Annotated in this window: 11 protein-coding genes, 1 tRNA gene and 1 pseudogene; 6 read left to right on the top strand and 7 right to left on the bottom strand. The window is 70.9% G+C overall.

Features of this window, described 5'->3' with window-relative positions; translation table 11 throughout:
- Nucleotides 1-65: 65 nt before the first annotated feature.
- The 3 genes from E0H26_RS06325 to E0H26_RS06315 all read right to left on the bottom strand — a co-directional run bounded on the left by E0H26_RS06325 (nt 66) and on the right by E0H26_RS06315 (nt 13,413).
- Nucleotides 66-10,868: a LamG-like jellyroll fold domain-containing protein gene (locus E0H26_RS06325; RefSeq protein ID WP_131301929.1), complete on the bottom strand. Its 10,803-nt coding sequence runs from the start codon at nt 10,866-10,868 to the stop codon at nt 66-68.
- Nucleotides 10,869-10,975: 107 nt separating this feature from the next.
- On the bottom strand, nt 10,976-11,518 hold the full coding sequence (locus E0H26_RS06320) for a type 1 periplasmic-binding domain-containing protein (RefSeq protein ID WP_131301926.1): 543 nt from the start codon (nt 11,516-11,518) through the stop codon (nt 10,976-10,978).
- 101 nt (nt 11,519-11,619) lie between these two features.
- Nucleotides 11,620-13,413 carry a potassium channel protein gene (locus tag E0H26_RS06315; RefSeq protein WP_131301922.1) on the bottom strand — a complete coding sequence of 598 codons (1,794 nt, stop codon included), beginning with the start codon at nt 13,411-13,413 and terminating at the stop codon, nt 11,620-11,622.
- Between the two features lie 94 nt (nt 13,414-13,507).
- Here E0H26_RS06315 and E0H26_RS06310 point away from each other — a divergent pair, with 94 nt between their 5' ends.
- From E0H26_RS06310 to E0H26_RS06300, 3 genes are all read left to right on the top strand, one after another.
- On the top strand, nt 13,508-13,990 hold the full coding sequence (locus tag E0H26_RS06310; protein WP_131301919.1) for an MSMEG_6728 family protein: 483 nt from the start codon (nt 13,508-13,510) through the stop codon (nt 13,988-13,990).
- A 129-nt stretch (nt 13,991-14,119) separates the two neighbouring features.
- The gene (locus E0H26_RS06305; RefSeq protein ID WP_131301916.1) at nt 14,120-15,646 is read left to right on the top strand and encodes an FAD-dependent oxidoreductase; all 1,527 of its coding nucleotides are present in this window, start codon (nt 14,120-14,122) and stop codon (nt 15,644-15,646) included.
- Nucleotides 15,647-15,970: 324 nt separating this feature from the next.
- Entirely contained in the window at nt 15,971-16,414 is a 444-nt protein-coding gene (locus E0H26_RS06300) for an HNH endonuclease (protein ID WP_131301913.1), read from the top strand.
- Between the two features lie 81 nt (nt 16,415-16,495).
- Here the strand turns inward: E0H26_RS06300 and E0H26_RS06295 are convergent, their stop codons facing one another.
- The gene (locus E0H26_RS06295; RefSeq protein WP_240742032.1) at nt 16,496-17,266 is read right to left on the bottom strand and encodes an enoyl-CoA hydratase/isomerase family protein; all 771 of its coding nucleotides are present in this window, start codon (nt 17,264-17,266) and stop codon (nt 16,496-16,498) included.
- A 212-nt stretch (nt 17,267-17,478) separates the two neighbouring features.
- Between E0H26_RS06295 and E0H26_RS06290 the strand changes: the two genes are divergently transcribed.
- Nucleotides 17,479-18,534: a glycosyltransferase family 2 protein gene (locus E0H26_RS06290; protein ID WP_131301910.1), complete on the top strand. Its 1,056-nt coding sequence runs from the start codon at nt 17,479-17,481 to the stop codon at nt 18,532-18,534.
- Nucleotides 18,521-19,627, top strand: a complete 1,107-nt coding sequence (locus E0H26_RS06285) for a glycosyltransferase (protein WP_131301907.1) — start codon at nt 18,521-18,523, stop codon at nt 19,625-19,627. The genes E0H26_RS06290 and E0H26_RS06285 overlap by 14 nt, the downstream gene beginning before the upstream one ends.
- Before the next feature lie 112 nt (nt 19,628-19,739).
- Here E0H26_RS06285 and E0H26_RS29155 read toward each other — a convergent pair whose 3' ends face one another.
- The 3 genes and pseudogenes from E0H26_RS29155 to E0H26_RS06270 form a co-directional block, all read right to left on the bottom strand.
- Nucleotides 19,740-21,596: a hypothetical protein gene (locus E0H26_RS29155; RefSeq protein ID WP_165521768.1), complete on the bottom strand. Its 1,857-nt coding sequence runs from the start codon at nt 21,594-21,596 to the stop codon at nt 19,740-19,742.
- Nucleotides 21,597-21,862: 266 nt separating this feature from the next.
- A pseudogene (locus E0H26_RS06275) lies at nt 21,863-22,666 on the bottom strand (hypothetical protein); the annotation flags it as partial.
- 111 nt (nt 22,667-22,777) lie between these two features.
- Nucleotides 22,778-22,854, bottom strand: a tRNA-Thr gene (locus E0H26_RS06270).
- Between the two features lie 319 nt (nt 22,855-23,173).
- Here E0H26_RS06270 and E0H26_RS06265 point away from each other — a divergent pair.
- Nucleotides 23,174-24,265, top strand: coding sequence for an ABC transporter ATP-binding protein (locus E0H26_RS06265; RefSeq protein ID WP_131301904.1), 1,092 nt, complete (start codon nt 23,174-23,176; stop codon nt 24,263-24,265).
- The last annotated feature ends 22 nt before the right edge of the window (nt 24,266-24,287 follow it).

Below are 24,287 nucleotides of genomic sequence, written 5' to 3'. Positions count from 1 at the left end.
ACCAACTTCCCACTCTAGTCTTGATGCCTGTCACGCCCCACTTGCCGAGAAGCACGTTTGCCTCGTCAACCTTCTTTCTGAGAGGGTAGCTCGTACACCGCATCAAACCCATGATGACCTGCAACAGCGGCTTGCCGTTCAGCTTCGTCCCGACCGAAGCTAGTCAAGCCAAGCTTTCTATCAATAGCTTCGTCGCCAAAGGCGGAGTCGAACTTCGCAGTAACCGTGCCACCATTACCATCGGGCGCACTGTATTGCGGAACCTGCGCCCTGCCTGTCTGAAGGTTTGATCTCGAACCCGCAGCGGCGCTCTGGAATCTGAACCAACCGCTTCGGGTACTCGGTGCGGGCGGCGTCGAGTTCTGGAAGCCTCCCTCATCTACCCAATTGGCGGCACGTGTCGCTTTTCCACAGCCCAATTCAACAGAATTGTTGTTGTGGACGAGCACCGGCGTGTTGCCGGCGAGCACATAGTACGTGTGGATGTCGGCCACCGTGAGGTCGCGCATCTCTTCGAGGCCGAGTTTGTTGAGTACCGCTACGACCGTGACCGCGCCCTGGCCCTTGACCAGCAGCTTTGTACCCGGCTTCAGATCCTTGGCGTCGGTCCACTTGCGCTCCGAGGCGTTCCAGAACGGGTGGTGCCAGGTCGTCTCGACCTTCGTCACCTTGCCGTCCTGGTCCTTCACGGTCAGGTCGGTCAGGTCCTCGTCGAGGTTGCGGTGCAACTGGGTGACCCGCTTCGGCACCGACACCCCCGCCACCGGATCGGTGGCCACGACCCGGTCACCGACGTTGACGTCCTCGATCGGCCGGCTACTGCCATCGGCCATCAACACCGGCGTCTTCGGATCGAAGCTGTGCCGCCGCCCCGACGTCGAACACGACCCACCAGCACCACCGACCGAGATACCGAAGCCGTTACCCCCACCGGAACCACCAGCGACCGCACCACCACTACGCGCGCCGCCACCGCTCTTGCGGTTGAGCGCACCCAGACCCGGCACCATGTTCTCCGCCGCCGTACGCGGGTTGTAGCTCCCCGACACCGCCAACTGCGACATCGCATCCTCGACACCAGCCTCAGCCGACTCGGTCGCCAACCGACCCAACAGGCCAGTGCCCGCCTTCTTCGCCACCGCAGCACCAACCCTCGCCGCGATAGCACCACCAGCACCACCGACCAGACCGGTGACCGCGCCCGTGCCGATGGAGCCCAGCGCGTCACCGATGCTGTGGATGTCGCCCTGCGCCGCGTCCTTCGCCAGGTTGATCAATGCTCCGGCACCGACCATGCAGGCCAGCGCGCCGGCTCCGGCGGTCACCGCGGTACAGGCGATGCCGGCGAGGATCGCGCCGCTGATCGCGGCGACCTCCAACAGGACGTCCTTATGGTCCTTGACCCATTTTTTCGCCGCGTTCGTGGCGTCGCGTACCTGACTGACGGCCTTCTTGATGGTTCGTTGTGCCTTGGCGGCGACCTTCTTGCCGGCCTGTTTCGCCTTGGCGATCGCCTGTTTGGCCCGCTTCTTGACCTCGGCGACCTTCTTGCTGACGTGTTTCTTGACGGCCTCGTACTTCTTCTTGACCGTGCGTTTGACCTGGTTGTACTTCTTCTTGACCTGCTGTTTGACCTGGCTGTATTTGCGTTTCGCCTGTTGGTACTTCTTCTTGACGGTGGTCTTGGCCTTCGTCACGGTCTTGGTCACCGTCGACTTGGCCGACCGGTACGCCGAGGACGCGTACGACGAGGTGTACGAGTAGGCGCGGGAGGCGTACGACGAGGTGTACGAGTACGCCGAGCGGACCGACGAGGAGACCGAGCTGACCGCCCGGGAGAACGACTTCTTGACGCTGCCCCAGCCCCAGTGCCCGGTCGGGTCGGTGACGATCAGCGGGTTCGCGTCACCGTACTGGTAGCGGTTGGCGTTGATCGAGTCCGGTACCGGGCTGTTGCTCGCCGTGTCCCGGGTGTCGAACTGTCCGGTGTCGGTGTTGTACCAGCGGGCGTGCATGTTGACCCGGTTGGTCAGCGCGTCGGTCCACTCCGACTGGTAGCCGAGTTGACCGAGCAGCCCGGCGGTGTTCAGCACCTTGCCGAGCGGGTCGTAGCTGACCGAGCCGGTCAGTGCCGGGGCGGTCGCGCCGAACTGGCCCACCACGTCGGTGTGCAGGTCGGTCCAGACGAGTCGCTTGTCACCACCGGAGGCGGCACCGACCACCTCACCGGACGGCCCGCGCACGTAACTCGCGGAGGCGTCGGCGGCCAGGTCGTTGGCGAGTCCGGTGTACGAGTGGCCGGGCCGGATCGCCCGACCGAGACCGTCGTACGTGTAGGTCTGCGTCCCCCCGGTCGACTGCTGCTCGACCACCTGCCCGAACGCGTCGGTGCGGGTGATGTTGCCGGCGGCCTGGGCCAGGGTGCCCCGAGCGGTGTAGGTGTATCCGGCGCCGTCCGCGCTGAGCAGCCGGTTGCGCTGGTCGTAGCTGAACAGCTTGCTGCCGTTCTGCACCCGGTTACCGGACTTGTCGTACGCGTACGCGGTGATCGCGCTGCCGTTGTTCCACGAGGTCAGGCGGTCGGCGAGGTCGTAGGTGTAGGTGTTGGCCGCCGAGCCGGCGAAGCCGGTCGTGGTCTTGGCGGTGATGTTGCCGTTCGGGTCCCAGCCGTACGAGATCTTCCCCAGCGACGCCCCGGCCGGCGATTTCAGTTCGTCGTCGGTGAGCCGGCGCAGCGGGTCGAAGGTGAAGTTGCGGCTGTTGCCGTTCGTCCCGTACGTGATCTTCGTGACCTGGGACAGCGTGTTGTAGGTGTAGGCCATCTGCACGCCGGCCGTCGGGTTGGCCAGGCTCGACAGCCGCCCCGCCACGTCGTAGCCGTAGGAGGTGGTGCCGGCCGCGTCCTGCCGGGAGGCGAGGCGCCCGTCGGCGTCGTAGCCGAACGCCGAGTTCCCGGAGGGACCGGTCACCGACACCGGCAGATCACGATCGTCGTAACTGATCGTGTTGGTGCCACCGGAACCGGAGAGCGAGGTCATCCGGCCGGCCAGGTCGTAGCCGAACTCCCGGTCCTCGGTTTCCACCTCGGCACCGGCGCCGGCCTGCCGGATCAACTGACCCGACTGGTCGTACGAGTTGGTCACGCTGACCCCGCCGGGCAGGGTCTGCCGCACCGGCAGGCCGCTGCGGTCGTACGCGATGGTGAAGGTGCGGTCGGCCGGGTCCGGGTGGGCGCTGGTGGCCGGTTCGATCTGCGACTCGGGCAGCCCCCACGAGTTGTACGTCGTGTGGAAGGCGTTACCCCGACCGTCGGTGAACCGGGTGCGGTTGCCTTCCAGGTCGTAGCCGAACGTGGTGACGATCGAGTCGGAGCCGGAGATCGGTTGCGTCTGCCGGGTCAGCACGCCCGTCGCGTCGTACTCGAAGGTGGTGGTGGTGCCGCGCGCGTCGGTGCTGGCCACCATGTTGCCGGCCCGGTCGTAGCCGGCCCGCTGCTCGGAGAGCAGGGCACCTCCGGCGGCGTGTTCGGCGGTGCGGGTCGCCCGCCCGGCCAGGTCGTACTCGACCGTGGCGTACGAGCCGTCCGGGCGGGTGCTCTTGGTCGTCCGCCCCTCCGAGTCGTACTCGTAGCGGGTCCGGTTGTTGGCGCCGTCGAGCACCGAGGTCGGCTGACCGACCACGTTGTACTCGGTGCTGCTGGTCACGCCGGTCGCGGTGGTGACCGTCGACGGCCAGCCCTGGGCGTTGTAGCCGTAGCGGGTGGTGTGGTTCTTCCCCTCCTGCCGCACCACCTCCGTGGTGGTGAGGGTCCGGCCCAGGTAGTCGTACGTCGCGGTGGTGACCGCCCCGGTCGGGTCGGTGGACGACAGCATGTTGCCCAGGTCGTCGTAGGTGTAGGTGGTCGCGCCGTCGTTCGGCGCGATCGCCTTGGACACCCGGCCGAGCTGGTCGTACTCGTAGCGGGTCACCCGGCCCGCCGGGTCGGTGACGGAGAGGAGCTGACCACCCGCGTCGTACGCCTGGGTGCTCTGCGGGACGATCGGCGTCGAGGAGCCCGGCGGGGTGTACGCCGGGGCCCGCTCGGTCACCACCCGGCCGGCGGCGTCGTACTCCACCACGGACCAGTTGCCGTTGGCGTCGCGGGTGTCGGTCGGCTCGTCGAAGGTGTTGTAGCCGACCCAACTGACCGCGTTGGCCATCGCCGAGGCCTGACCCGCCTGCTCGACCAGGCCCGCCGGGGCGGTGGTCTTCACCGCCCGGCCTTCCTCGTCGTACCCGTAGTAGGTGGTGTGGCCGTTCGGGTCGGTGACGGAGGTGGGCAGACCGTCGAAGTCCAGCGTCTGCGAGGTCCGGATGACCTGCGCCCCGGCCGCCGGAGCGGTGCCGGCCCGGACCTGCCCGATCTCGGTGGCGGAGAGCGCCTTCTGGTACGCCTGCACGTCGCTGACCGAGCCGGGGAACCAGCCGAAGCCGTCGGCGCCACCGATGGTGAAGCCGGTCGCCGCGTTGTTGAAGCTCTCGGTGACGTTCACCGTGGTTTGCAGCACACCGTCGACGTAGAGCCGCATCGTCTTGCCGTCCGGATCCACCGTGAGGGTCAGGTGCGTCCAGGTGCCCGTCACCGCGGAGCCGTTCGGTCCGCCGCCACCGAACCACGCGGTGGTGCCGTCGGCCTTGCGGACCGACATGGCGGCATACCAGCGGTCACTGACCGGCGCGTAGAAGACCTTGAGCGCGGAGTTGCCGATCGCGCCCGGCGCGGCGAAGACGAGTTGCTCCTCCCCCAACGCGGCATTCTTCGAGGCGAGCTTCGCCCAGGCGGAAACCGTGTACGCCCGGGTGGTGTCCACGACCGGGGCGGACTTGAGGTACGCGGTGGTGCCGTTGAGCACGGCGGCGCCGCCCCGGTCGGTGGACCAGGTGACGCCACCGATCGCGGCGGCGGGGCTGTTGCCGGCAGAGTCGGCGGCCGTCGTGCCGCCGGTCTCGGCGAGCTTCCAGCGGGCCACCGGAGTCAGCCCGGTGGAGGTGTACTCGATCTCGGCGAGGGCCCGTCCGGCGCTGTCGTACATCGCCTCCGAGATGCCGGTGACCGTGCCGCCCGCGCCCGACGAGACGGTGGAGACGACGTTGTCGTCGGCGTCGTAGGTGAGGGTGGTGGTCCGCTTCAGCCCGTCCGGGTCCAGCGTCGTGGAGATCGTCCGGCCGGCCGCGTCGTAGGCGGTCGTGGTGGTGGTGTGACCGTTGTTGGTCACCTCCCGCACCACGTTGCCGGCCGCGTCGTAGAAGTTCTCCTCGATCAGGAACTCGTTGCCCGCGTTGTCGGCGCGGACGATCCGTGCCTCCAGGCCGTTGTCGGTGTAGGTGTAGCGGGTCTCCCAGTTCATCGAGTCGACCTCGCGGGCCAGCCGGCCGGCGGGGTCGTAGGACCGCCGCGTGGTGACCAGGTCGCGGGGCGCCGACGGGTTGTTCGGGTCGCCGGTGAAACCGACCACGGTCGAGGTGAGCAGGTTGCCTTCGACGTCGTAGGTGCTGGTGGTGACGCCACCGTCGGGCTCGGTTTCGGTGACGATGCGGCCGTACTTGTCGTACTCGAACCGGGTGGTCTGGTTCGCCGCGTTGGTGGTCGACGCCTCCTGCCCGTACGCGTTGAAGGTGTGCCTTGTCGTACGCGGGGCGTCGCCGCCGGTCAGGTCGCTGACCGTGACCTCGGTGATGTTGCCGTCCGGGTCGTACGTGGTGCTGGTGTGGGCGGTGTGCACCGCGCCGGTGACCCGGTTGGTCACCGCCGGCTCGGTTTCGGTGGCCTCCCGCCCGAGCCGGTCGTACGTGCGGCTGGTGACGAGGCCGCCGGGGTGGGTGTCGGTCACCTCGGTCTCGGTGAGCAGTTGCCCGAGCCCGTCGTACGCGAATCGGGTGATCTTGCCACCCGGTTCCACGAGTTCGGCGATGTCACCGCTGGCGTAGTAGGTGATGCGCTGGGTCTGGCCACCCGCCGTGGTCACCGTGGCCGGCAGACCGGCCGGCGCGAACCCGCCGTCCTTGGCCGCGACGGTGCTGCCGTCGGTGTACGTCAGACGGGTGATCCGGCCCAGCGGGTCGGTGATCGTGGTCTGGTTGCCCTTGGTGTCGTAGCCGTAGCTGGTCAGGTAGGTGTTGTCGGTCTCCGACGCCGACCGGCCGTCACGCAGGGTCAGCATCAGGTCGTTGCGGGCGTCCGGGGTGAGCGTGGTGGTCGTCGCGTCCGGAAAGTACGTGTAGTAGACCGACGAGCATCTGCCGGCGGACTGGTCCTGGCAGGTGATCACCTGTTTGGTGTTGCCCCGGACGTCCTGGAGTTCCTGGGTCCAGACGCCGCGCGGGTCGTAGGTGAGGTTTCCGTAGCCGCCGACGTCGTAGCCGAACTTGGTGGTGTTGCCCAACCCGTCGGTCTGGGCCACCAGCCGGTTGCCGTTGACCAGGTCGTAGGTGTACGAGGTGGTCTCACCGGTCGGCCCGGTCACGGTGATCGTGGAGACCGGCATCGGGAAGGCGGTGGCGACCCCGGAGACCATCGTCACCGCGACCGGGGCGGTCTGCTTCGAGGCCAGGAAGTGCGTGGCCACCTGGTCGGCGGAGAGCTGCGAACGGTAGAACGCCACCTCGGCGATCGAGCCGGGGAAGTAGCCGACGTCCCCGGTGCCGCGCAGCGGCCAACTGCCGGCCCACTTGCCCGCGCCGACGTACGCGTTGACGGCGTCGGTGGTGACGAGCGCGTTGTCGAGCTTGCCGACGGCGACGCCGTCCAGGTAGAGCGACTGGGTGTTGCTGGCGGCGGAGAGCACCACGTGGTGCCACTTGTTGTCGTTGACGGCCGTGGCGGTGGTAATCACCCGGGTGGAACTGCCGGTCCAGAACCCGCCACGCAGCTTGCCGTCGGTGCCGACATAGAGCGCGGGGGTCCAGTTGCCGGTGACGGTCGGCTCGTTGAGCGGGCTCGCCTGGTAGCCGTAGAGGACGCCGCCCTTGGTGTTGCCGGACGGCATCTTGAACCACATCTCGATGGAGTTGGGTCCGGTGGTGGGCATGTCCTCGGGCGGGAGCACCACGTGCGAGGTGGTGCCGTTGAACGACCCGGCTGCGCTGTCGCTGAACGGGCCGGCCACACCGAGGGTGACCTCGTTGTAGGTGGCGGTGCCGCCCTGCACCTCGTTCACCGCGTCGGTCACCTCGACCTCGCCGAGGCGCCAGTAGTCCGCCGGCTTGGCCCCGAGCACCGAGGCCGCGTAGACGTCGCTGCTGCCGGAGACGGCCGGGCTGCCCAGTCGCCACACGCCGCCGTTCTCGTCGGTGACCGTGGCGACCCGGCCGGTGGTCTTGTCGTAGCCGATCTCGGCGGTCACCCCGCCGGACGGGCGGAGGACCCTGCTGAGGACCGGATGGCTGCTCCGGCCGACGCTGTTGAGCTCGGCCGCGGTGCTGGCGGTCAGCGCCTGGTTGAAGAACGCGACGTCGGCGATGGAGCCGTTGAAGTAGGTCGCCTTGGCCGGCGAGACTCCCGAGTTGACGTGCCCCGGCCAGGAGTTGCCGACGAAGCCGGCGCCGACCAGTACGTTTGCCGATCCACCGGCGATCTGGGCGATCGTGCCGTTCAGCGTGCCCTTCAGCACGCCGTCGAGGTAGAGCCGCTGCACGTTACCGGCGCCGGCGAGCACCACGTGGTGCCAGGCGCCGTCGGTGACCGTGACGTCCGTGGTGATCGGGGTGGCGCTGCCGGTCCAGAACTCGCCGCGCAACTTGCCGTCACTGCCGATGTAGAGCGACGGGGTGTAGTTGCCGGCCGTGGTGCCCTTGCTGATCGCGTCGGCCTGGTAGCTGAACAGCACACCGTTCGGGGTGCTGGTCTTGAACCACATGCTGATCGACTGGTACTGGCCGTCGGCGACCAGCTTTCCGGGCAGTTGGACGTGGGAGCTGGTGCCGTTGAAGGCCGCCGTGGTCGCGGTCGAGCCGGGCAGCGCGGCCGGTTGGCCGAGCGTGACGTTGGTGTACCGGGCGTTGTCGACGCCCGCGTTGCTCAGCACCCGGCTGACCGCGGTGGTCGCACCGGCGCCCTCGTCCAGCCGCCAGTACGAGTACGGGCCGGCGTTGAGCACCGCATTGGCGTACTGGGAGGTGGTGTCCTGCTGGTAGGTGGTGCATCTGCTGTGATCGGTCGGCGGGCACACCCTGGCCAACTGGTCGTTGGCGCCATAGCTGTAGGTCCAGGTGGCGACGGAGTTAGGGTCGCTGGCCACGGCGCGATCGGTGTAGACCGTGGCGACGTGCGGCTTGCTCGACCCCGCCGGGGTGGACCAGGTGAAGTGCAGCGAGCGACCGGAGGCGGAGGTCGCCTTGGTCAGATTCGCGGACGCGTCGTACGAGAAGGTCATCGCCCGGCCGTTGGCGTCGGCGATCCGGGTCACCTTGAACACGCCGGCACCGGTCGCCCGCCCGAAGGTGTAGACCGTGGCGTCCTTGTCGGTCAGGGTGTAGCCGGTGACCGCGCCGCCGGCATCCTTGGTCTCCACGAACGTGGCGAACCGGCCGGACGGCGGGCTGAACGTGCCGTTGGCGTTGCGACCGAAGGCGACGTCCTGGCCGGTGGGGTAGGTGACCAGCACCGACTGCACGCTGTCGGCGACGTCCTTCACCTGGGTCGCCCGCACGTCGACCAGGCTCGACCAGCCGGCGCCGAAGGCGTTGTCGCGGCGGGTGTCCAGGCTGTTGTAGCTGCGGGTCACCGAGAGCGAGGGGCCCACGGTGGCGATGCTCGCGTCGGTGGCCGAGGTGGTGTAGTTGCCGACGCTCGGGTCGAAGCCCTTGCCGGCGTTCTGCGCGAGGTTCGTCGTCAGCAGCGGCTGCGGCACCGAGGTGGTGAAGGCGTACGCGGGGTAGACGGCGCTGTAACTGACCTTGTCGTAGACCCGGACGGTGTACAGGTAGGTCTTGTTCCAGGCCAACCGGCCGGCCGGGATGGTCCACGTCGGAGTGGTGACCCAGCCGGAGTTCACCACGGCGGCGTTGGTCGCGGCATCGGTGACCACGTAGTTGTAGGTCAAGCCCTTGGCCGGCCAGTTGTCCGAGTCGACCGCGCGGGACAGCAACTGCGGGGTGAGCGTGTTCACCACCGCGTTGTTGCCCGGGTAACGCAGGTTGATCTGGGGCGCGACGTTGTTGGAGTACGTCAGCTCCAGGTACGGCTTGTACGCGCCGGCCGCGTAGTTGGCCGCGGTGAAGCGCTTCCAGGCGGTCGAGTCGGTCACCGAGGCGGTCAGCGCCAGGCCCTCGTTCATCCCGCCGGTCGACCAGTCGTTGAACGTGTCGACCCCGAGCGGGACGGTGACCCACTTGCCGGTGCTGCGGACCGCGTTCGTGTTCGTACAGGCCGGGTAGTTGTCGGTGATGGTCAGTGAGCCGATCGACGACGAGATCGCCGGGCCGGGGTAGTTCCCGGTGGTCAGGTTCGCCACCGTCCACGCCTCGTTGATCCGGTGGACGTTGAACGGCTTGTGCGACGTGCAGTCGTACGACCAGGTGTGGAAGAGCTTCAGCTTCGCGGCGGTGATCCGCTTGCCCATCAGGCCGTCGTCGTCGAACTCGTCGAAGTGGATGAAGGACCGGGCCTTGACCGTGCCGCCGTTGTAGGTGCCGACCGGCAGGTTGTCACCGTTGTGGTTGGTCGTACCGGAGTCGTTGTCGACGTAGACGTCGCCGGTCGTGCCGGTGGTCGTCGTCGGGTCCACCCGGACCGGATACTCCCGCGCCGGGTCGTTGAGCCAGGCCGGGTCGGCGACGACCTTCAGCGCTGGCCGGTTGTCGACGGTCACCAGTTCGAAGCTCACGGCCGAGGACTCGGCCGGTGCCCCCGACTGCGGGTCGACCTTGGAGTCCTGCATTGATCCGTGCGGGAACCAGGCGACGGCCTTGCCCTCGCCGTTGAGCAACTCCACCGAGCCGTCGGCGGTCGGGCGTGGCGTCAGTCCGTCCAACTGAAGAGGGAACACCCAGGTCGAGGCCGCTTCCGGCGATCGCAGGATCAGGGTTTCCTTGATCCCGGCGTCGAAGGTCGTCAGCTCCAGGTCGGTGTGCGGCAGGACATCGCGGTAGAAGGCGGTGGCTCCGGTCACCTCGGGAGCGCCGATCGCGCTGTCCTCCAGCCGGTAGGCGACGGACTCGCCGGTCGGCAGGGTGAGTCGCGCCAGCTCCGCTTCCTGGGCCGTGGCCCCGGTGTCGGCGCCGGACCGGGCGGTACGGGCACCCGCGGCGGTTGGCGCGCCGGCCACGGACAACTCCAACCGGTTCGCCTTGACGTGCAGGCGCCCGTCGGGCTTGCGGGCCAGGTCCGAATCGATCTTCTGCCAGCTGCCGTCGGGGGCCAGGTAGTTGACCGGCCGGTTGTGGGTGCGCTTGGTGAACGACCCGTCCGCGTTGACGTACACGTCGGAGCGGGCACTCGACCTGCGGGCGTCCCGTTTGCTGGTCCGGGCGTCGAAACCGGGCTCGGCGACCCCGGTCTGGTCCGGGGTGGACTCGATCCGATGCGGCTGGTACGAGTCGAGCGTGCCGGCGGCCGGCTCCGGTGCCCGCCCGGCGCCGCGCCGCGCATCGGTCGCCGCTGCGGGCACGTGCGGATCCACCTTCGCCGGACGGCCCATCTGCTGCACCGGCAGCCCCACGAAGGCCGCCGTGGCAGACCATGCCGGATGCTGCTTGAACCAGGTCAGCCAGGTGAGCGGAAACTCGCCGCCCGGCCGCACCACGTCCGGCGGCACCGCGACGGTCAGCCCGAAGACCACAGCGACGACCAGCGCCGACCGGCGACCAGCCCTGCTGAAGGATCGGCCCATGGCCGCTCCCTCCCCCGTTGATATTGATAATTCTCAGGAAGTCTGGGGCGTGGCCGATCAAGCGGCAAGCTGTCCGAACGGACAGACTCTGAGAAAAACCTGAGTGCTCAGGAGGGCGTTTGGGTCAGCGCAACGACCAGGTCGTGTGCTTGCCGACGGGTCTCCTCCGGGTCGTTTGTCTCCACAACCGACACATTGCGACTCGGCGCGGTGGCACCAAACGCCACGAACCGCGCCTGGGGATACCGGGCAGCGATTTTCGACACTCCGGCAACCGGAGCCGCACCAACGGCGAAAATCACATCGCAACGGTTCTGCACCAGGCCGGCCAGGAAGGTCTCGGCCTGTGCCCCGGTCTGCGGACCGTCCACTTCGAGGAACTGCACCTTCACCTGCGTGGCGAGGGAGGCTTCCTGCATCCCGGACCACACCGGACTGGCCTCCGGCGAACCAACTCCCTGGGCGCCGGTGAGCAGGCAAGCCGTCTCGGCCCGATACTCGCGCTGACGCGGCGGCGGTTCGTCGTCCGGCCAGAGCAGCCAGCCAGCTGTCAGCACCACGACCAGAGCGGCCGCCGCCAGCGACCAACGCCACACCGGACGTGGCACGGACACCCACGACGGCAAGCCCCGCCGGGGCACCTGCCGCATCCGGGCTCGCCGCCCGACGCCACCACCAAGCACGGCCGCACCCTACTCCGCGTCCCGCCCCGACGACAGCGCCGCGAGCGCTCGCCGCGACAGGCCGAACCTCACTCCTCGGCCTCCCGTGGCAACGGCGGTGCCCCCGGCGACGGCGGCGGCTCGGGCGGCGCGGCCTCGCGGAGCAGGGCGTTCAGGCCGGCCCGTCGGGCCACCACGGTCAGCCGGTCTCCCGCCACGATCACCAACCGCTGGTCGGGCGACCAGTCGTACCGCTGGCCGGGTCTGGCGTGCGCGAGTAGCCGTACGCTCCCAGCCTTGCCGACGGCGGCGAGCGGTCGGCCGTCCAGGGCCGAACCGGCGGTCACCGGCACCTCGGTGACCAGCAGGGCGTGCCGGCCGACCGGGATGGTGGCGATCACCGCCCGGTCCAGCAGCGCGGCGGCGAACGACGGGGCGGCCAGGTAGGAGACGCTGCGCGAGGTACCGATACCGAAGGCACGCTGCACCCGTTCGGCGAAGTCGCCGTCGAACAGCCGCAGCACCACCCGGAGCCGGTCGTTGATGGTCCGGCCGTTCAGCGCGGCCCGCAGGTTGGCGCCGTCGTCGGTGGAGACCACCACCAGGGCCTGGCAGGTGGTCACCGAGGCGGCGCGCAGGGTCTCCTCCTCGGCCGCGTCCCCCACCACCAGCGGTACGCCCAACCGACGGGCCAGCCCGGCGCCGCGCGCGTCCGGGTTCTTGTCGATCGCCACCACCTCGACGCCGAAGTCGTTGAGCTGGGCCATCACCCGGGTACCGATGTTGCCCAGGCCCACCACCACGACGTGCCCCGACCGCTCGGGCAGGATCCGGCCGGTGTGCAGGGCCAGCCGGGCGTTGACCACGCCGTCGACCACCACCGCTGTGATCAACGGGATCAGGGCCAGCCCGGCGAGGTTGAGGATCACCTGCACGACCTGCTCGGCGGCGCCCTTGGCGGTGTCCGGGTCCTGCCCGGTGAGCGTGGTGACCAGGGTCAGGTAGAGCGCGTCGGCCAGGCTGACGTGCGCCGCGTTGGCGTACAACCCACCCAGCAGCCCGACCACCGCGAGCAGCAGGATCACCGCGATGCCGATCTTGCGGGTGGCGAAGCTGCGGACCGCCCGGAGCACCATCGCCACCGGGCGGCGCCGTCGCCGGGCCCGGGCCAGCCGGCGGGCCGCCAACTCGGTGCCGGCGGGCCGGCCGACGGCTTCGGCGAGCACCACGTCGGCGAGCCGGTCGTCGGCCGGCAGCACCAGATCCTGCTGCGGGTCACGGGTGTCGGCCACCCCGCAGACGACCTCGTTCGGGCGTACGTCTTCGCGGCGGGCCAGGTAGAGGGTGCGCCCGCCGTGCCGGAAGTGGGTGGGGGCGACCTCGCCGAGCGCGGCGGCCACGAAGGCGGGCGCGGCCATCGAGGCGTCCGACAGCACCGCCGAGTCGGGGAAGATCTGGCGTACCCCGTTGGCCAGTCCGGTGTTGAACATCCGCACCACCAGGCGCAACCGGGGTTCGACCTCCTGTGCGCAGAGCGCGGCGTGCATGTTGCCCACGTCGTCCTGATGCAGCAGGGCCAGCCCGGCCGCCCCGGTCAGGTTGGCCCGGCGGAAGGTGTGCTCGTCCAGCCGGTCGGCCCGGATCACCTCGACGCCGGGCAGGTCACGGCCGTCCGGTCCGGGCGAGCGTCGACGTTCCGGCACAATCAGGGTGATGCGCAGCCGCCCGGCCTGCGGCTCGCTGCCCCGCAACGCCCGCACCACCCAGTAGGCGAGGGGATCCTGGCCGCAGATCACGTAGTGGGCCCGGGGCTCCCCGTTGGTCCGCAACCGGCGGCTGGCCCGCAGGGCCCGATCGAGCAGCGGCTCCGCCATGACCCGCATGGTAATCAGCCGATCGCGCCCCGCGCAGCCCCGAGATTGATCATGTCGTCCGGTGCGTCGGCATGTCCAGCGTGGTGGCGGGTAGGGCAGCGGCATGCAGACGTTCCTGCCGTATCCGGACTTCCTGGCCAGCGCCCGCGCCCTGGACCAGCGTCGACTGGGCAAGCAGCGGGTCGAGGCGATCCAGGTGCTGCGCGGGCTGACCAGGCCCGACTACGGCTGGCGTAACCATCCGGCGGTACGGATGTGGGCCGGATACGAGGAGGCCCTGACCCGGTACGGTCTCGACGTCTGCACGGTCTGGTGCGCGGCCGGTCGGGCCGACACCTGCGCCGCCACGCTGACCACCGACCTGGCCGCCGCCTGCGGGATCGAACGGGTCCGGTCGCAGCAGGAACTGGCCGTGGCGGGCGAGCTTCCGCCCTGGCTCGGGCGTGCTGACCTGCACCTGAGCCATCGCTCGTCGCTGATCCGCAAGGACCCCGCCCACTATCGCCCACTCTTCGGCGACGACGTCCCCGCCGATCTGGACTACGTCTGGCCCGCCTCCGACCGCCCTCGGCGGCAACCTGGGTGAAAGGAAGGGCACCTTATTAACGCCTAACGCGGTATAGGGGGCCCTTATTAACAACGCGGCTGTTAAAAAGGGGCCCTTCCTTGCATCTCAGGCAGACTGGGGGGTGGTGAGGCGGGAGGTGAGGGTGGGGTGGCGCTGTCGCAGGTGGTCGGCCGGCTTTTCGGCGTACGGCCGTATCAGGTGGAACCGGGCGGCGGCGGCCTGCCGCGGGTGCCGCAGCCGGTGGCCGTGGTGGTCGTCGGTGGCGGGATCGCCGGCATGTCCGCCGCCGTGGTGCTCGCCGAGCGGGGTGTCGAGGTGACCGTGCTGGAGGCGGCGCCGACGTTGGGCGGCCGGCTGGGTGCCTGGCCGGAGACGCTGGGCGACGGCAGCCGGCAGGTCAACGAGCACGGCTTCCACGCGTTCTTCCGGCAGTACTACAACTGGCGGAACATCCTGCGCCGGATCGACTCGGGGCTCCGCTTCCTCCGGCCCGTACCAAGCTATCCGGTGCTCAGCGCCGAGTGGCCGACCGAGGAGTTCGGACGGCTGCCGCCCGCCCCGCCGGCGAACCTGCTCACCCTGTTGGCGCGCAGTCCCAGTCTGCGGCTGCGCGACCTGCGCGGGATGGACCGGGACGCGGCCCTGCCGCTGCTGACCTACGACCCGGTACGCACCTACGCCGAGTTCGACGAGCGCACCGCCGACGAACTGCTCACCTCGTTGCGGCTGCCGGACCGGGCCCGGGCGATGCTGTTCGAGGTCTTCTCCCACTCGTTCTTCAACCACGAGGCGGAGATGTCGGCGGCCGAGATGATCGCCCAGTTCCACTTCTACCTGCTCGGCAACCCGGAAGGGCTGGCCTTCGACTGCCCCGACGACGACTACGCCAAGACGATCTGGGGGCCACTGGCCCGGCACGTCGAGCGGCACGGCGGCCGGGTGGTCACCGGTGTCCAGGCCACCGGACTGCAACCCGCTCCGGGCGGGTGGCGGGTGGCGGCCGGCGAGGGCGCGTACCAGGCCGGGCACGTCGTGCTCGCCGTCGACCCGCCGGCACTCGCCGCGCTGGTCGCGGCCTCCCCCGGGTTGACCGACGTCGCGCCGGACCTGGTGGCGGCGATGCCCGCGTACGGACGCCCCGGCCCGCCGTACGCGGTGGCCCGCTACTGGTGCGACGGGGACGTCGCCCCCGACCGAGCGATCTTCAGCGGCGTCACCCGACAGTCCACCCTGGACTCGGTGACGCTGTACCACCGGCTGGAGCACGGTTGCCGGCGCTGGGCCGAGCACACCGGGGGTTCGGTGCTCGAACTGCACGCGTACGCCTGCGAGCCGGGCGTGCCCGCGACGGAGCTGGCCGAACGGATGCGCGCCGAGCTGACCGCCCTCTGGCCGGAGGTGGGCGGGCTGACGGTACGCGAGCTGCGTGCCCGGGTGGAGGCCAAGGCACCCGCCTTCGCGCCGGGCAGCCATGCCCGACGGCCCGGGGTACGCACCGACGCCCCGGGGCTCTACCTGGCCGGCGACGGCATCCACACCGACTTCCCCAGCGCCCTGATGGAACGGGCGGCGGCCACCGGCATCCTCGCGGCCAACCACATCCTGCGGTCGGCGGGCGCGGCCACCGAGCCGTTGCGGTCGGTGCGCCCCCGGGGCCTGCTCGCCCGCCGGTAGCCGACCCGGCGACGCAGTCCGCGCTCCAGAGCCGGCCGGACCGCCCGGCGCGCATCGAAATGCGTTGCCGCCGCACTCGGGCCGCACCTACGGTGATCGCGCAAGGTCAACCGCTGTTCCAGGAGTACGCCATGTCGCTGCCGCACGTCACCGCCGTGCCGTCGTGGCTGCTCGGCAACGGTTACCGAGTGGAACGCCCCCGAGGTGGCCGGCCCGTCTGACGCGCGTACCCGCATCCCGTCGAGCCGCCCACCCGCCCTGGGTCCGGGCGGCTCGTCGCTGTCCGGCCCGCCTGTCCGTCACCGCCTTCGGAGGGAGAAACCGGTGGACGCCGTCCTCGTTGTCAACGCCGACCTCGGCCCGCTGCACCGGGTCACCGTCCAGCATGCGATCCGGATGCTCTGCCGTCGGGTCGCCGAGATCCACGAGGCCGTGCCGGACCAGGTCATCGGTGTCTTTCCGGTGCCCCGGGTGGTCCGGCTGGTCCGGTACGTGGTGACCCGCTGGCGGTTCTCCGCCGGCCCGGCCTGGTCCCGCGCCGGGGTGCTGCGCCGGGATGCCCGGTGCTGCGCCTACTGCGACGGGCCGGCGAGCACCATCGACCACATCCTGCCCCGCTCGCGCGGTGGCCGGAACACCTGGAAGAACACGACTGCCGCCTGCTACGCCTGCAACCAGCGCAAGGGCGACCGTACGCCGGCCGAGGCGGGCATGCCGCTGCGGCGCGTGCCGGTCGTGCCGAGCTGGGCGGCGCTGGCCGGACGGTGACGGACGGGCCGGCGGGAACGGGGGGCCGCGTCGGCGACGGCGCGGCACCCGCCGGCCCCCGATCCGGTCCGGTTCCGCAACTCAGCGGCCGGGCGGCGGGGTCCAGGCGAAGTGTGGCGGGCGGCGCTCGTGGAAGGCGGTGACGCCCTCGCGGGCCTCGCCGCTGGCCCGCACCTGCCCGTACCACCAGGCCACCCGGTCGTCGTCCACCCGCCCGTCGATGATCTCCTTCGCGGCGGCGACGGTGAGCTGCGAGCGTTCGGTGATCGTGGCGGTGAGCCGGTCGATCCGGGCCGCCAGGTCGACGCCCGGCAGCACCTCGTCGACCAGACCGATCCGCAGCGCCCGCTCGACGTCGACCAGTTCGCTGGTGAACAGCAGGTGCTTGGCCGCCGCCGGGCCGACCAGCCGGGCCAGCCGGCGGGTGGTGGGCGCCGGGTAGACCAGGCCGAGCCGGGCCGGCGGTACGCCGAACCGCGCGTCGTCGGCCGCGATGCGCAGGTCGCAGGCGACCGCGAGTTGGCAGCCACCGCCGACGCAGGCGCCCCGGATGGCGGCCACGGTGGGCTTGGCGAAGGCGGCCAGCCGTTCCTCGGCGGCGACGGCGACGCTGGCGTCGCCGGTGGACAGCAGCTCGTCCAGGTCGCTGAGGTCGGCACCGGCGCAGAAGGTGCCGTCCGCGCCGGTGAGCACCAGGGCGCGTACCCCCGGCTCCGCCTCCAGGTGGTCCAGCAGCACCGGCAACTGCCGCCACATCGCCAGGGTCATCGCGTTTCGCCGGTCCGGATTGCGGATGACCACCGTGGCCACCGCCGCCGACACCTCGACGAGAAGTTCCGCGTCCGCCACCACCCACCGCCCCTCTGGCCGCGTGCGGCCTGCCGCAGGGGCGTCGCCCCGGACAGGGCGACCCTAGCGTTGTCCCGACATCCGGCGCCCAGGGCCGGCACCGGGCGACCGCCGCTGTACGCCTGAGCGCCGCCCGGCATTCATCGGGGAGTCGCCGCCGATCCCTAACGTCACTGCGCGCACACGTCGTACCCGGCAACCGTGAGCAGGTGGTCATGCCATCCACACCCGAGGTCAGCGTGGTTGTTCCCACCTTCGCCCGCCCGGCGTTGGTGACCCGGGCGGTCCGCAGCGCGCTCGCCCAGACCGTGACCGACATCCAGGTCGTCGTCGTTGTCGACGGGCCGGACGAGAACACCGGCCGGGCCCTCGCCGCGATCGGCGATCCCCGGCTGCGGGTGGTGGAGTTGCCCGCGAAGGGCGGCGCCCCCAACGCCCGCAACGTGGGCGTACGCGAGGCTCGCGCCTTCTGGACGGCCCTGCTGGACGACGACGACGAGTGGCTGCCCAACAAGCTGGCCGTCCAACTGGAACTCGCCCGGTCCGCCTCGATGCCCAGCCCGGTCGTGGCCAGTCGCCTGATCAACAAGACGCCTCGGGCGGAGTTCGTGATGCCCCGCCGGCTACCCGAACCGGGCGAGCCGGTCTGCGAGTACCTCACCCGGCGCCGAGGACTGTTCCACGGCGACGGCTTCATCCAGACCTCGACCATCCTGGCGCCGACCGAACTGCTGCGTCGGGTGCCGTTCACCGTCGGCCTACGCCGGCAGCAGGAACTCGACTGGACGGTGCGGGCCAGCAGTCAGCCCGACGTCGGCCTGCTCATCGCCGCCGAGCCGCTGGTGCTGTGGCACCAGGACGAGAACCGTCCACGGATCAGCCTCAGCTCACCCTGGCAGGCGCAGTTGGACTGGCTGCGGGGCATCCGGCCGCTGATCACGCCCCGGGCGTACGCCGCGATCATCATGAGCATCATCAGCTCGATGGCCGCGCCGACCCGCAGCTTCCGGGTCTTCTGGCTGCTGCTCACCGAGGCCCGCCGCAATGGCCGGCCAGGGGCGTGGGACTACCTGACGTTCGTCCAGATCTGGTTGATTCCGCCGCAGGTGCGGCACCGGATACGCGACCGGATCCTCGGCGGCCGCCGAGCCGCAGACCACCACGACCGGTCGGGCCAGGCTGGCAGCCCGACCGGCGGTGAACCGGTTCCGGGCGCGGCCGGCCGCCCGATGGCCGTGCCGACGAAAACCGGAGCTGATGTCCGGCGATAAGGTCGCCGTGATCTGGCGAAGCTGCCTGCTGCCCGGTTCGGAGACGTTCGTCCGGCACCAGGGCGACGCGCTCACCGACTGGCGCCCGGTGTACCTGGGTGCCGTCCGGGTCGCCTCGCCACTGTCCCGGGACACCGACGTGGTGGTCTGCCCGGACACGCCGCGTGGCCACCGGGAATGGTGGCGGCTCCGGGTTACCGGCGGCTCGCCCCGGTTGCACCGGTTGCTGGCCCGGATCCGTCCCGACGTGGTGCACGCCCACTTCGGCGGCGACGGCTGGCTGGTCAGCCGGACGGTCACGCAACTCGGCATTCCGCTGGTCGTCACCCTGCACGGCCTCGACGTCACCCGGCAGCCGGCCGCGCCCGGGCTGCGGGGTGCCCGGCATCGGCGCAACCTGCGTACCGCGTTCGACCGGGCCGCCCTGATCCTCGCCGTCTCCGGACCGATCCGGGACCGGGCGGTGGAGTTGGGCGCGGACCCGGCGAAGGTCCGCGTACATCACACCGGGGTACCCGTACCACCCGTACCGGTGGCCGGGCCGAAGAACTGGGACGTGGTCTTCGTCGGGCGGTTCGTCGAGAAGAAGGGGGTGGACGACCTCGTCGAGGCCGCCGGGGCGCTGTCCGACCTGCGGCCCCGGTTGCTGCTCATCGGCACCGGACCGCTGCACGAGCGGGTACGCGCCCGCGCCGAGCACCTCGGCGTGGACGCCACCTTCCTCGGCGCGCTGCCGCCGGCCGAGGTGATCCGCCACATCGCCGAGTCACGGATCCTCGCGGCACCGTCGCGGACCGCCGCCGACGGCGACACCGAAGGTCTGCCGACGACGATCCTGGAGGCGGGCAGCGTCGGCGTACCGGTCGTCTCGACGTATCACAGCGGTATCCCCGAGGCGGTCGGCCACGAGCTGAACGGCCTGCTCAGCGCCGAGGGCGACCGGGCCGGGCTGGCCGCGAATCTCCGACGGCTCCTCACCGACGACGCACTACGCGAACGCCTGGGCGTGGCGGCCCGCCACCGGGTCGAGGCGGACTTCAACCTCGACCACCAGACCCACCACCTCCAGACCCTCTACGCCTCGGTCACCTAGCCCCTGCCCCGCGCGGATCTTGGTACGAAAGGGCCCCCATATGGGCTATTTCGTACCAAGATCCGCGAGACCGAAGCTGGGGCGCGCAGGGTCAGCGTGTGCGGGTGCCGGGTCAGTCCGGGGTGCGCAGCTGACGGAGAGCGGCGCGGGCGGTGCGGGCGCCGGCCAGGATGACGCGGCCGGCGCGGGTGGTCGGGGTGCCGCTGAGCAACGAGACGATCCGGCGTAGCCGCTTCAGCTCGTCGTCGCGCTCGGTCAACGTCCGCTCGTACCACTCCTGCCGGGCCCGGGCCTCGGCCAGTTCGCGGGCCAGCCGATCCCGGTCCACCAGCAGTTCCCGCCAGCCCCGGCTGACGGTTCGACGGCGGTGCTCGGCGGGTGCCTCCGGTGCCCGTCCGGACATCGCGGTGAGGGTGGCCACCAGTTCGCCGGCCGGCCAAAGTTGGGCGAGCCCGGCGTCGACAAACCGATCCGCCAGGCGCCACAACGCCTCCGCCGGCCCGGCGGCTTCCGTGAGGCCGTGCCAGGCATCGTCCGGTGCGACCACCACCTGGTCCGCCGGCACCCCCGCCTGCGGGCCGGCCTGCCAGGCAGTCAGCAACGCGCGCACCGCGGGCAGGTCCCGCCGCAACGTCCCGGCCACCACCAGATCCTCGACGGTACGCCCCGACGGCACCGGCCCACCGCCGACGAACCGCCACCCGCCGCCCGGCTCACGCTGGACCTGCCGAAGCCGGCCGGCATACGTCAGCACCGCCGCCGGCAGTGCTCCGCCGACCAAGCCACCGGAGTACGAGTCGGCGTGCAGTGCTGCACCAACCGAGCCATGCGGGTTTGCAGGCAGCGTTCCGCCGACCGGGCCACCGTCGTACGAGTCGGCGTGCAGTGCTGCACCGACCGAGCCATGCACGTCTGCGGGCAGTGCTCCGCCGACCGGGCCATCGGTGTGCGGGTCGGCGGTGCGGACGCGCTCGGTCAACACCACCCAGCCGGGGGCCAGCTCGGTCGCCGTCCCGTGCCGGATGGCGGCCCCCACCACCCGGCCCGGATCGGCCAACACCGGTGCCGCAAGCCCGACCGACTCCCACCGCCCTGCCCCGACCGCCCGGTCCGTCAGCGCGACCGATTCCCAACGGCCCGCCCCGACCGCCCGGTCCGTCAGCGCGACCGATTCCCAGCGGCCCGCCCCAGCCGCCCGGTCGGTCAGCTCGGGCGACTCGCGGCGGCCTGCCCCGGCCGCCCGGTCGACGAACAGCTGACCGGTCGACGTGGCCTGGAGGAAGCCGAGGACCGTCTCGTCGGCCAGCAGTTCCGGGCTGAGCAGGGCGGCGGGTGCCAGTGGGGTGGGGAAGGCGGCCCAGGTGCCGGCGGTCCACAATCCGGCTGCGGCCAACCGCTGCCGCAGCCGGGTCAGGCCCGCCGGGCGGGTGTCGTCGTACTCGCCGAGCGCCGCCCAGTCGGAGTCGGTGCCCTCCCCGGGCAGCGCCAGCAGCCGGTGCGTACCAAGGAAGTTCTCGACTCCGAGCAGCAGCCGGCCACCCGGCCGGAGCACCGAGACGAGCAGGTCGAAGGCTTCGCCCCAGGTCAGCTCCGGGCCCTCGACCGAACTCAGCCGGGCCAGCCCGTCCAGGGCGATCACGGTGTCGTACGCCGGCATCGTGGCGAGCTTCTCCGGGCTGCCGCAACACACCTGGACGCCGGGCCGGTCCGCGTACCGGGCGACCAGCGCCTCGGCGTCCGGCAGTCCCCGCACCAGCACGGTCAGGTCTGCCGGGTCCAGCACGTCGACCAGTTCCGGGTCGTGCGGCCCGACAACGAGGGTACGGCCGCCACCCGGCGGAAGATCCGGGCGGCTCGACCCGGCGGCCAGCAGGGCGGTGATCGCCGGTCCGCGGACCGGGCCAGGACCGTGCCGGCCATCAAGATCCGACCAGCCCAGCATCTCGCCGCCCAGCAGGTGCACGCTCACGCCGACACTCCGCTGCGGTAGATCGGCGGCTGGCCGGATCGGACGGTCCGGCCCGGGCCCGGGGTCAGGGCCGTGGCCGGGGCCGGGTGCGGGGCCGGGTGCGGGGTCGGGTGCGGGGCCGAGGTCGGGGCCAGGTGCGGGGCCGAGGTCGGGGCCGGGGCCGGGTGCGGGGCCGGGTGCGGGGTCGGGTGCGGGGCCGAGGTCGGGGCCAGGTGCGGGGCCGGGGTCGGGGCCGGGGCCGGGGTCGGGGTCGGGGCCGGGGTCGGCCAGCGGAAGAGCTGGCGCAGCTCGGCCGGGGGCAGCAGGCGATCGGCACCCAGCTCGGCGACGGCCAGCGCGCGGGCGGCAGCCACGTCGACCTGCGGGCCGTGCAGGTGCGCCCAATGCCGGCGGATCCTCGGCTGACCGCCCCAGACCGGGGCCTCCCCCGCCAACTGCATCGGATCGCCGTAGACGGCCGGTTCGCAGCCGGCCAGAACGCCGTAGAAGATCGCGCTGCACAGCCGGTTCGAGGCGACCCGCCGATGCCGGCGTAGCTCGGCGAGCTGCCGGTGGAGGAAGTCCGGGTCGAGGTCGCGCCACCGGCCGCCCCGGTAGCCGTGGCAGACGACCCGGAAGCCGGCCCGCTCGTAGTGTCGCCGTACCCGTGCCGACCGGTACTCCTGCCAGTAGAGGCAGACCGTCACCGGGCCCGACTCCACCGCCCGGATCTCGTCGATCAGCCGGCCGTGGTCGCCCACCACCTGTTGCCCCTCCCAGCCGTGGAACGGGTACCAGATCGTGCCCTCCCGCCGCCGCTCGCCGTCGGGCGCCATGGCCAGCAGGTACGCCCACGGCGACCCGACCACGTACGTCTGCCGGCGGCCGAGCGACCAGGCCCGTCGCCTGGTCCGCTCGGACCAGAGGAAGAGCGGCACCCCGGGGACGAACTCGTGGTCGGGCGCCATCCCGTCGCCGATGTTCCAGCCATGCTGGAGGTAGCCGTGGATACGCGGCGGATCGTCACCGTCGAAACCGCAGTACCGGGCCAGCACCTGGGAGTGCCCGTAGTAGTGGTTGGCATGGTGCACGGCGGAGGGCGTCCCTCGTTGCGACCGACGGGTGGAGACGGAGCGTAACGAGCCCACCTGAACACCCGGCCACACCGAGGTGTCAGCTCGGTGTGCCGTACGCGGTACGGATGGAGCCCCCGGCCGGGATCGAACCGGCGACATCCCGCTTACAAGGCGGGTGCTCTGGCCAGCTGAGCTACAGGGGCAGTGTGCCGTGGTCAGCATAGCGACCGACGTCCGCTTTTCCCGCCCGGCAGGGGTCCCGAGCACGGGAAACGTCAACATCCCGACGCGCGGACGTCGATTCGTGTCCGACCGTGCCCGAGTGACCGGAATGCGCAAGCCGCCCGTCCCATCCACTGTCCCCGACCTTGGCAGCGGGGCGAAAGCCGTTTACCGTGCAGTGACACGGCCGACATGGGCTCGTCCCTTGGCGGCCGTGGCGCCGGTACGGGCTTCCGTGCCGGTCGCTCCTTCACTCGGATCGTCCGGCACGTTCCTGCCGGTGAAAGGAAGCGTCCCCTCATGGCTACGGTCACCTACGCGAAGGCGTCCCGGATCTACCCGGGCACCGAACGCCCCGCGGTCAACCAGCTCGACCTCCAGATCGGCGACGGCGAGTTCCTCGTCCTGGTCGGCCCTTCCGGTTGCGGTAAGTCCACCAGCCTGCGCATGCTCGCCGGCCTGGAGGACGTCGACGACGGCGCGATCTACATCGACGACCGGGACGTCACCCACCTCCCGCCGAAGGCTCGCGACATCGCGATGGTCTTCCAGAACTACGCCCTCTACCCGCACATGACGGTGTACGAGAACATGGCGTTCGCGCTCAAGCTGCGCAAGACCTCGAAGGCCGAGATCGACCGGCGGGTCAAGGAGGCGGCGGCGCTGCTCCAGCTGGAGGAGTTCCTCAGCCGCAAGCCCAAGGCGCTCTCCGGCGGTCAGCGTCAGCGGGTCGCGATGGGCCGGGCCATCGTTCGTGAGCCCCAGGTCTTCCTGATGGACGAGCCGCTGTCGAACCTCGACGCCAAGCTCCGGGTGCAGACCCGTACCCAGATCGCCTCGTTGCAGGCCAAGCTCGGCGTCACCACCGTCTACGTGACCCACGACCAGGTCGAGGCCATGACCATGGGTCACCGGGTGGCGGTCATGCTCGACGGTGTGCTCCAGCAGGTGGACACCCCGCGTGCGCTCTACGACACCCCGGCCAACGTCTTCGTCGCCGGCTTCATGGGCTCGCCCGCCATGAACATCAAGACTGTATCCTTCACCGAGCAGGGCGCGTCGTTCGCCGAGATGCTCGTCCCGCTCACCCGGGAGCAGGCCGAGGCGGCCGGCGCCGAGGGCGGCGACGGCAAGGTGACCGTGGGCTTCCGCCCGGAGGACTGCGACATCGTCAGCCCGACCGAGGGCGGCATGCCGGTCGTGGTCGAGCTGGTCGAGGACCTCGGTTCGGACGCCAACGTCTACGGTCACGCCGCCCTGGACGGTGCCTCCGAGCGCTTCGTGGTGCGGACCGACCGGCAGCACAGCCCGAACATGGGCGACACGATCTTCGTGAAGCCGCGTACCGGCCGCAGCCACGTGTTCCACGCCACCACCGGCAAGCGGATCTGACGTAGCAACGCGAAAGGGGCGG

Origin of the sequence: Micromonospora zingiberis, assembly GCF_004331455.1 — a bacterium.
In the GTDB taxonomy this organism is placed as follows: domain Bacteria; phylum Actinomycetota; class Actinomycetes; order Mycobacteriales; family Micromonosporaceae; genus Micromonospora; species Micromonospora zingiberis.
The sequence above is the reverse complement of the archived record's forward strand: the minus strand, read 5'-3'. Positions and strand labels throughout refer to the sequence as shown.

Excerpts from the sequence above, each read along its gene's own strand:
- E0H26_RS06325 (WP_131301929.1), bottom strand. The coding sequence starts at position 10,868 with ATGGGCCGATCCTTCAGCAGGGCTGGTCGCCGGTCGGCGCTGGTCGTC.
- E0H26_RS06320 (WP_131301926.1), bottom strand. The coding sequence starts at position 11,518 with ATGCGGCAGGTGCCCCGGCGGGGCTTGCCGTCGTGGGTGTCCGTGCCA.
- E0H26_RS06315 (WP_131301922.1), bottom strand. The coding sequence starts at position 13,413 with ATGCGGGTCATGGCGGAGCCGCTGCTCGATCGGGCCCTGCGGGCCAGC.
- E0H26_RS06310 (WP_131301919.1), top strand. The coding sequence starts at position 13,508 with ATGCAGACGTTCCTGCCGTATCCGGACTTCCTGGCCAGCGCCCGCGCC.
- E0H26_RS06290 (WP_131301910.1), top strand. The coding sequence starts at position 17,479 with ATGCCATCCACACCCGAGGTCAGCGTGGTTGTTCCCACCTTCGCCCGC.
- E0H26_RS06285 (WP_131301907.1), top strand. The coding sequence starts at position 18,521 with ATGTCCGGCGATAAGGTCGCCGTGATCTGGCGAAGCTGCCTGCTGCCC.
- E0H26_RS06265 (WP_131301904.1), top strand. The coding sequence starts at position 23,174 with ATGGCTACGGTCACCTACGCGAAGGCGTCCCGGATCTACCCGGGCACC.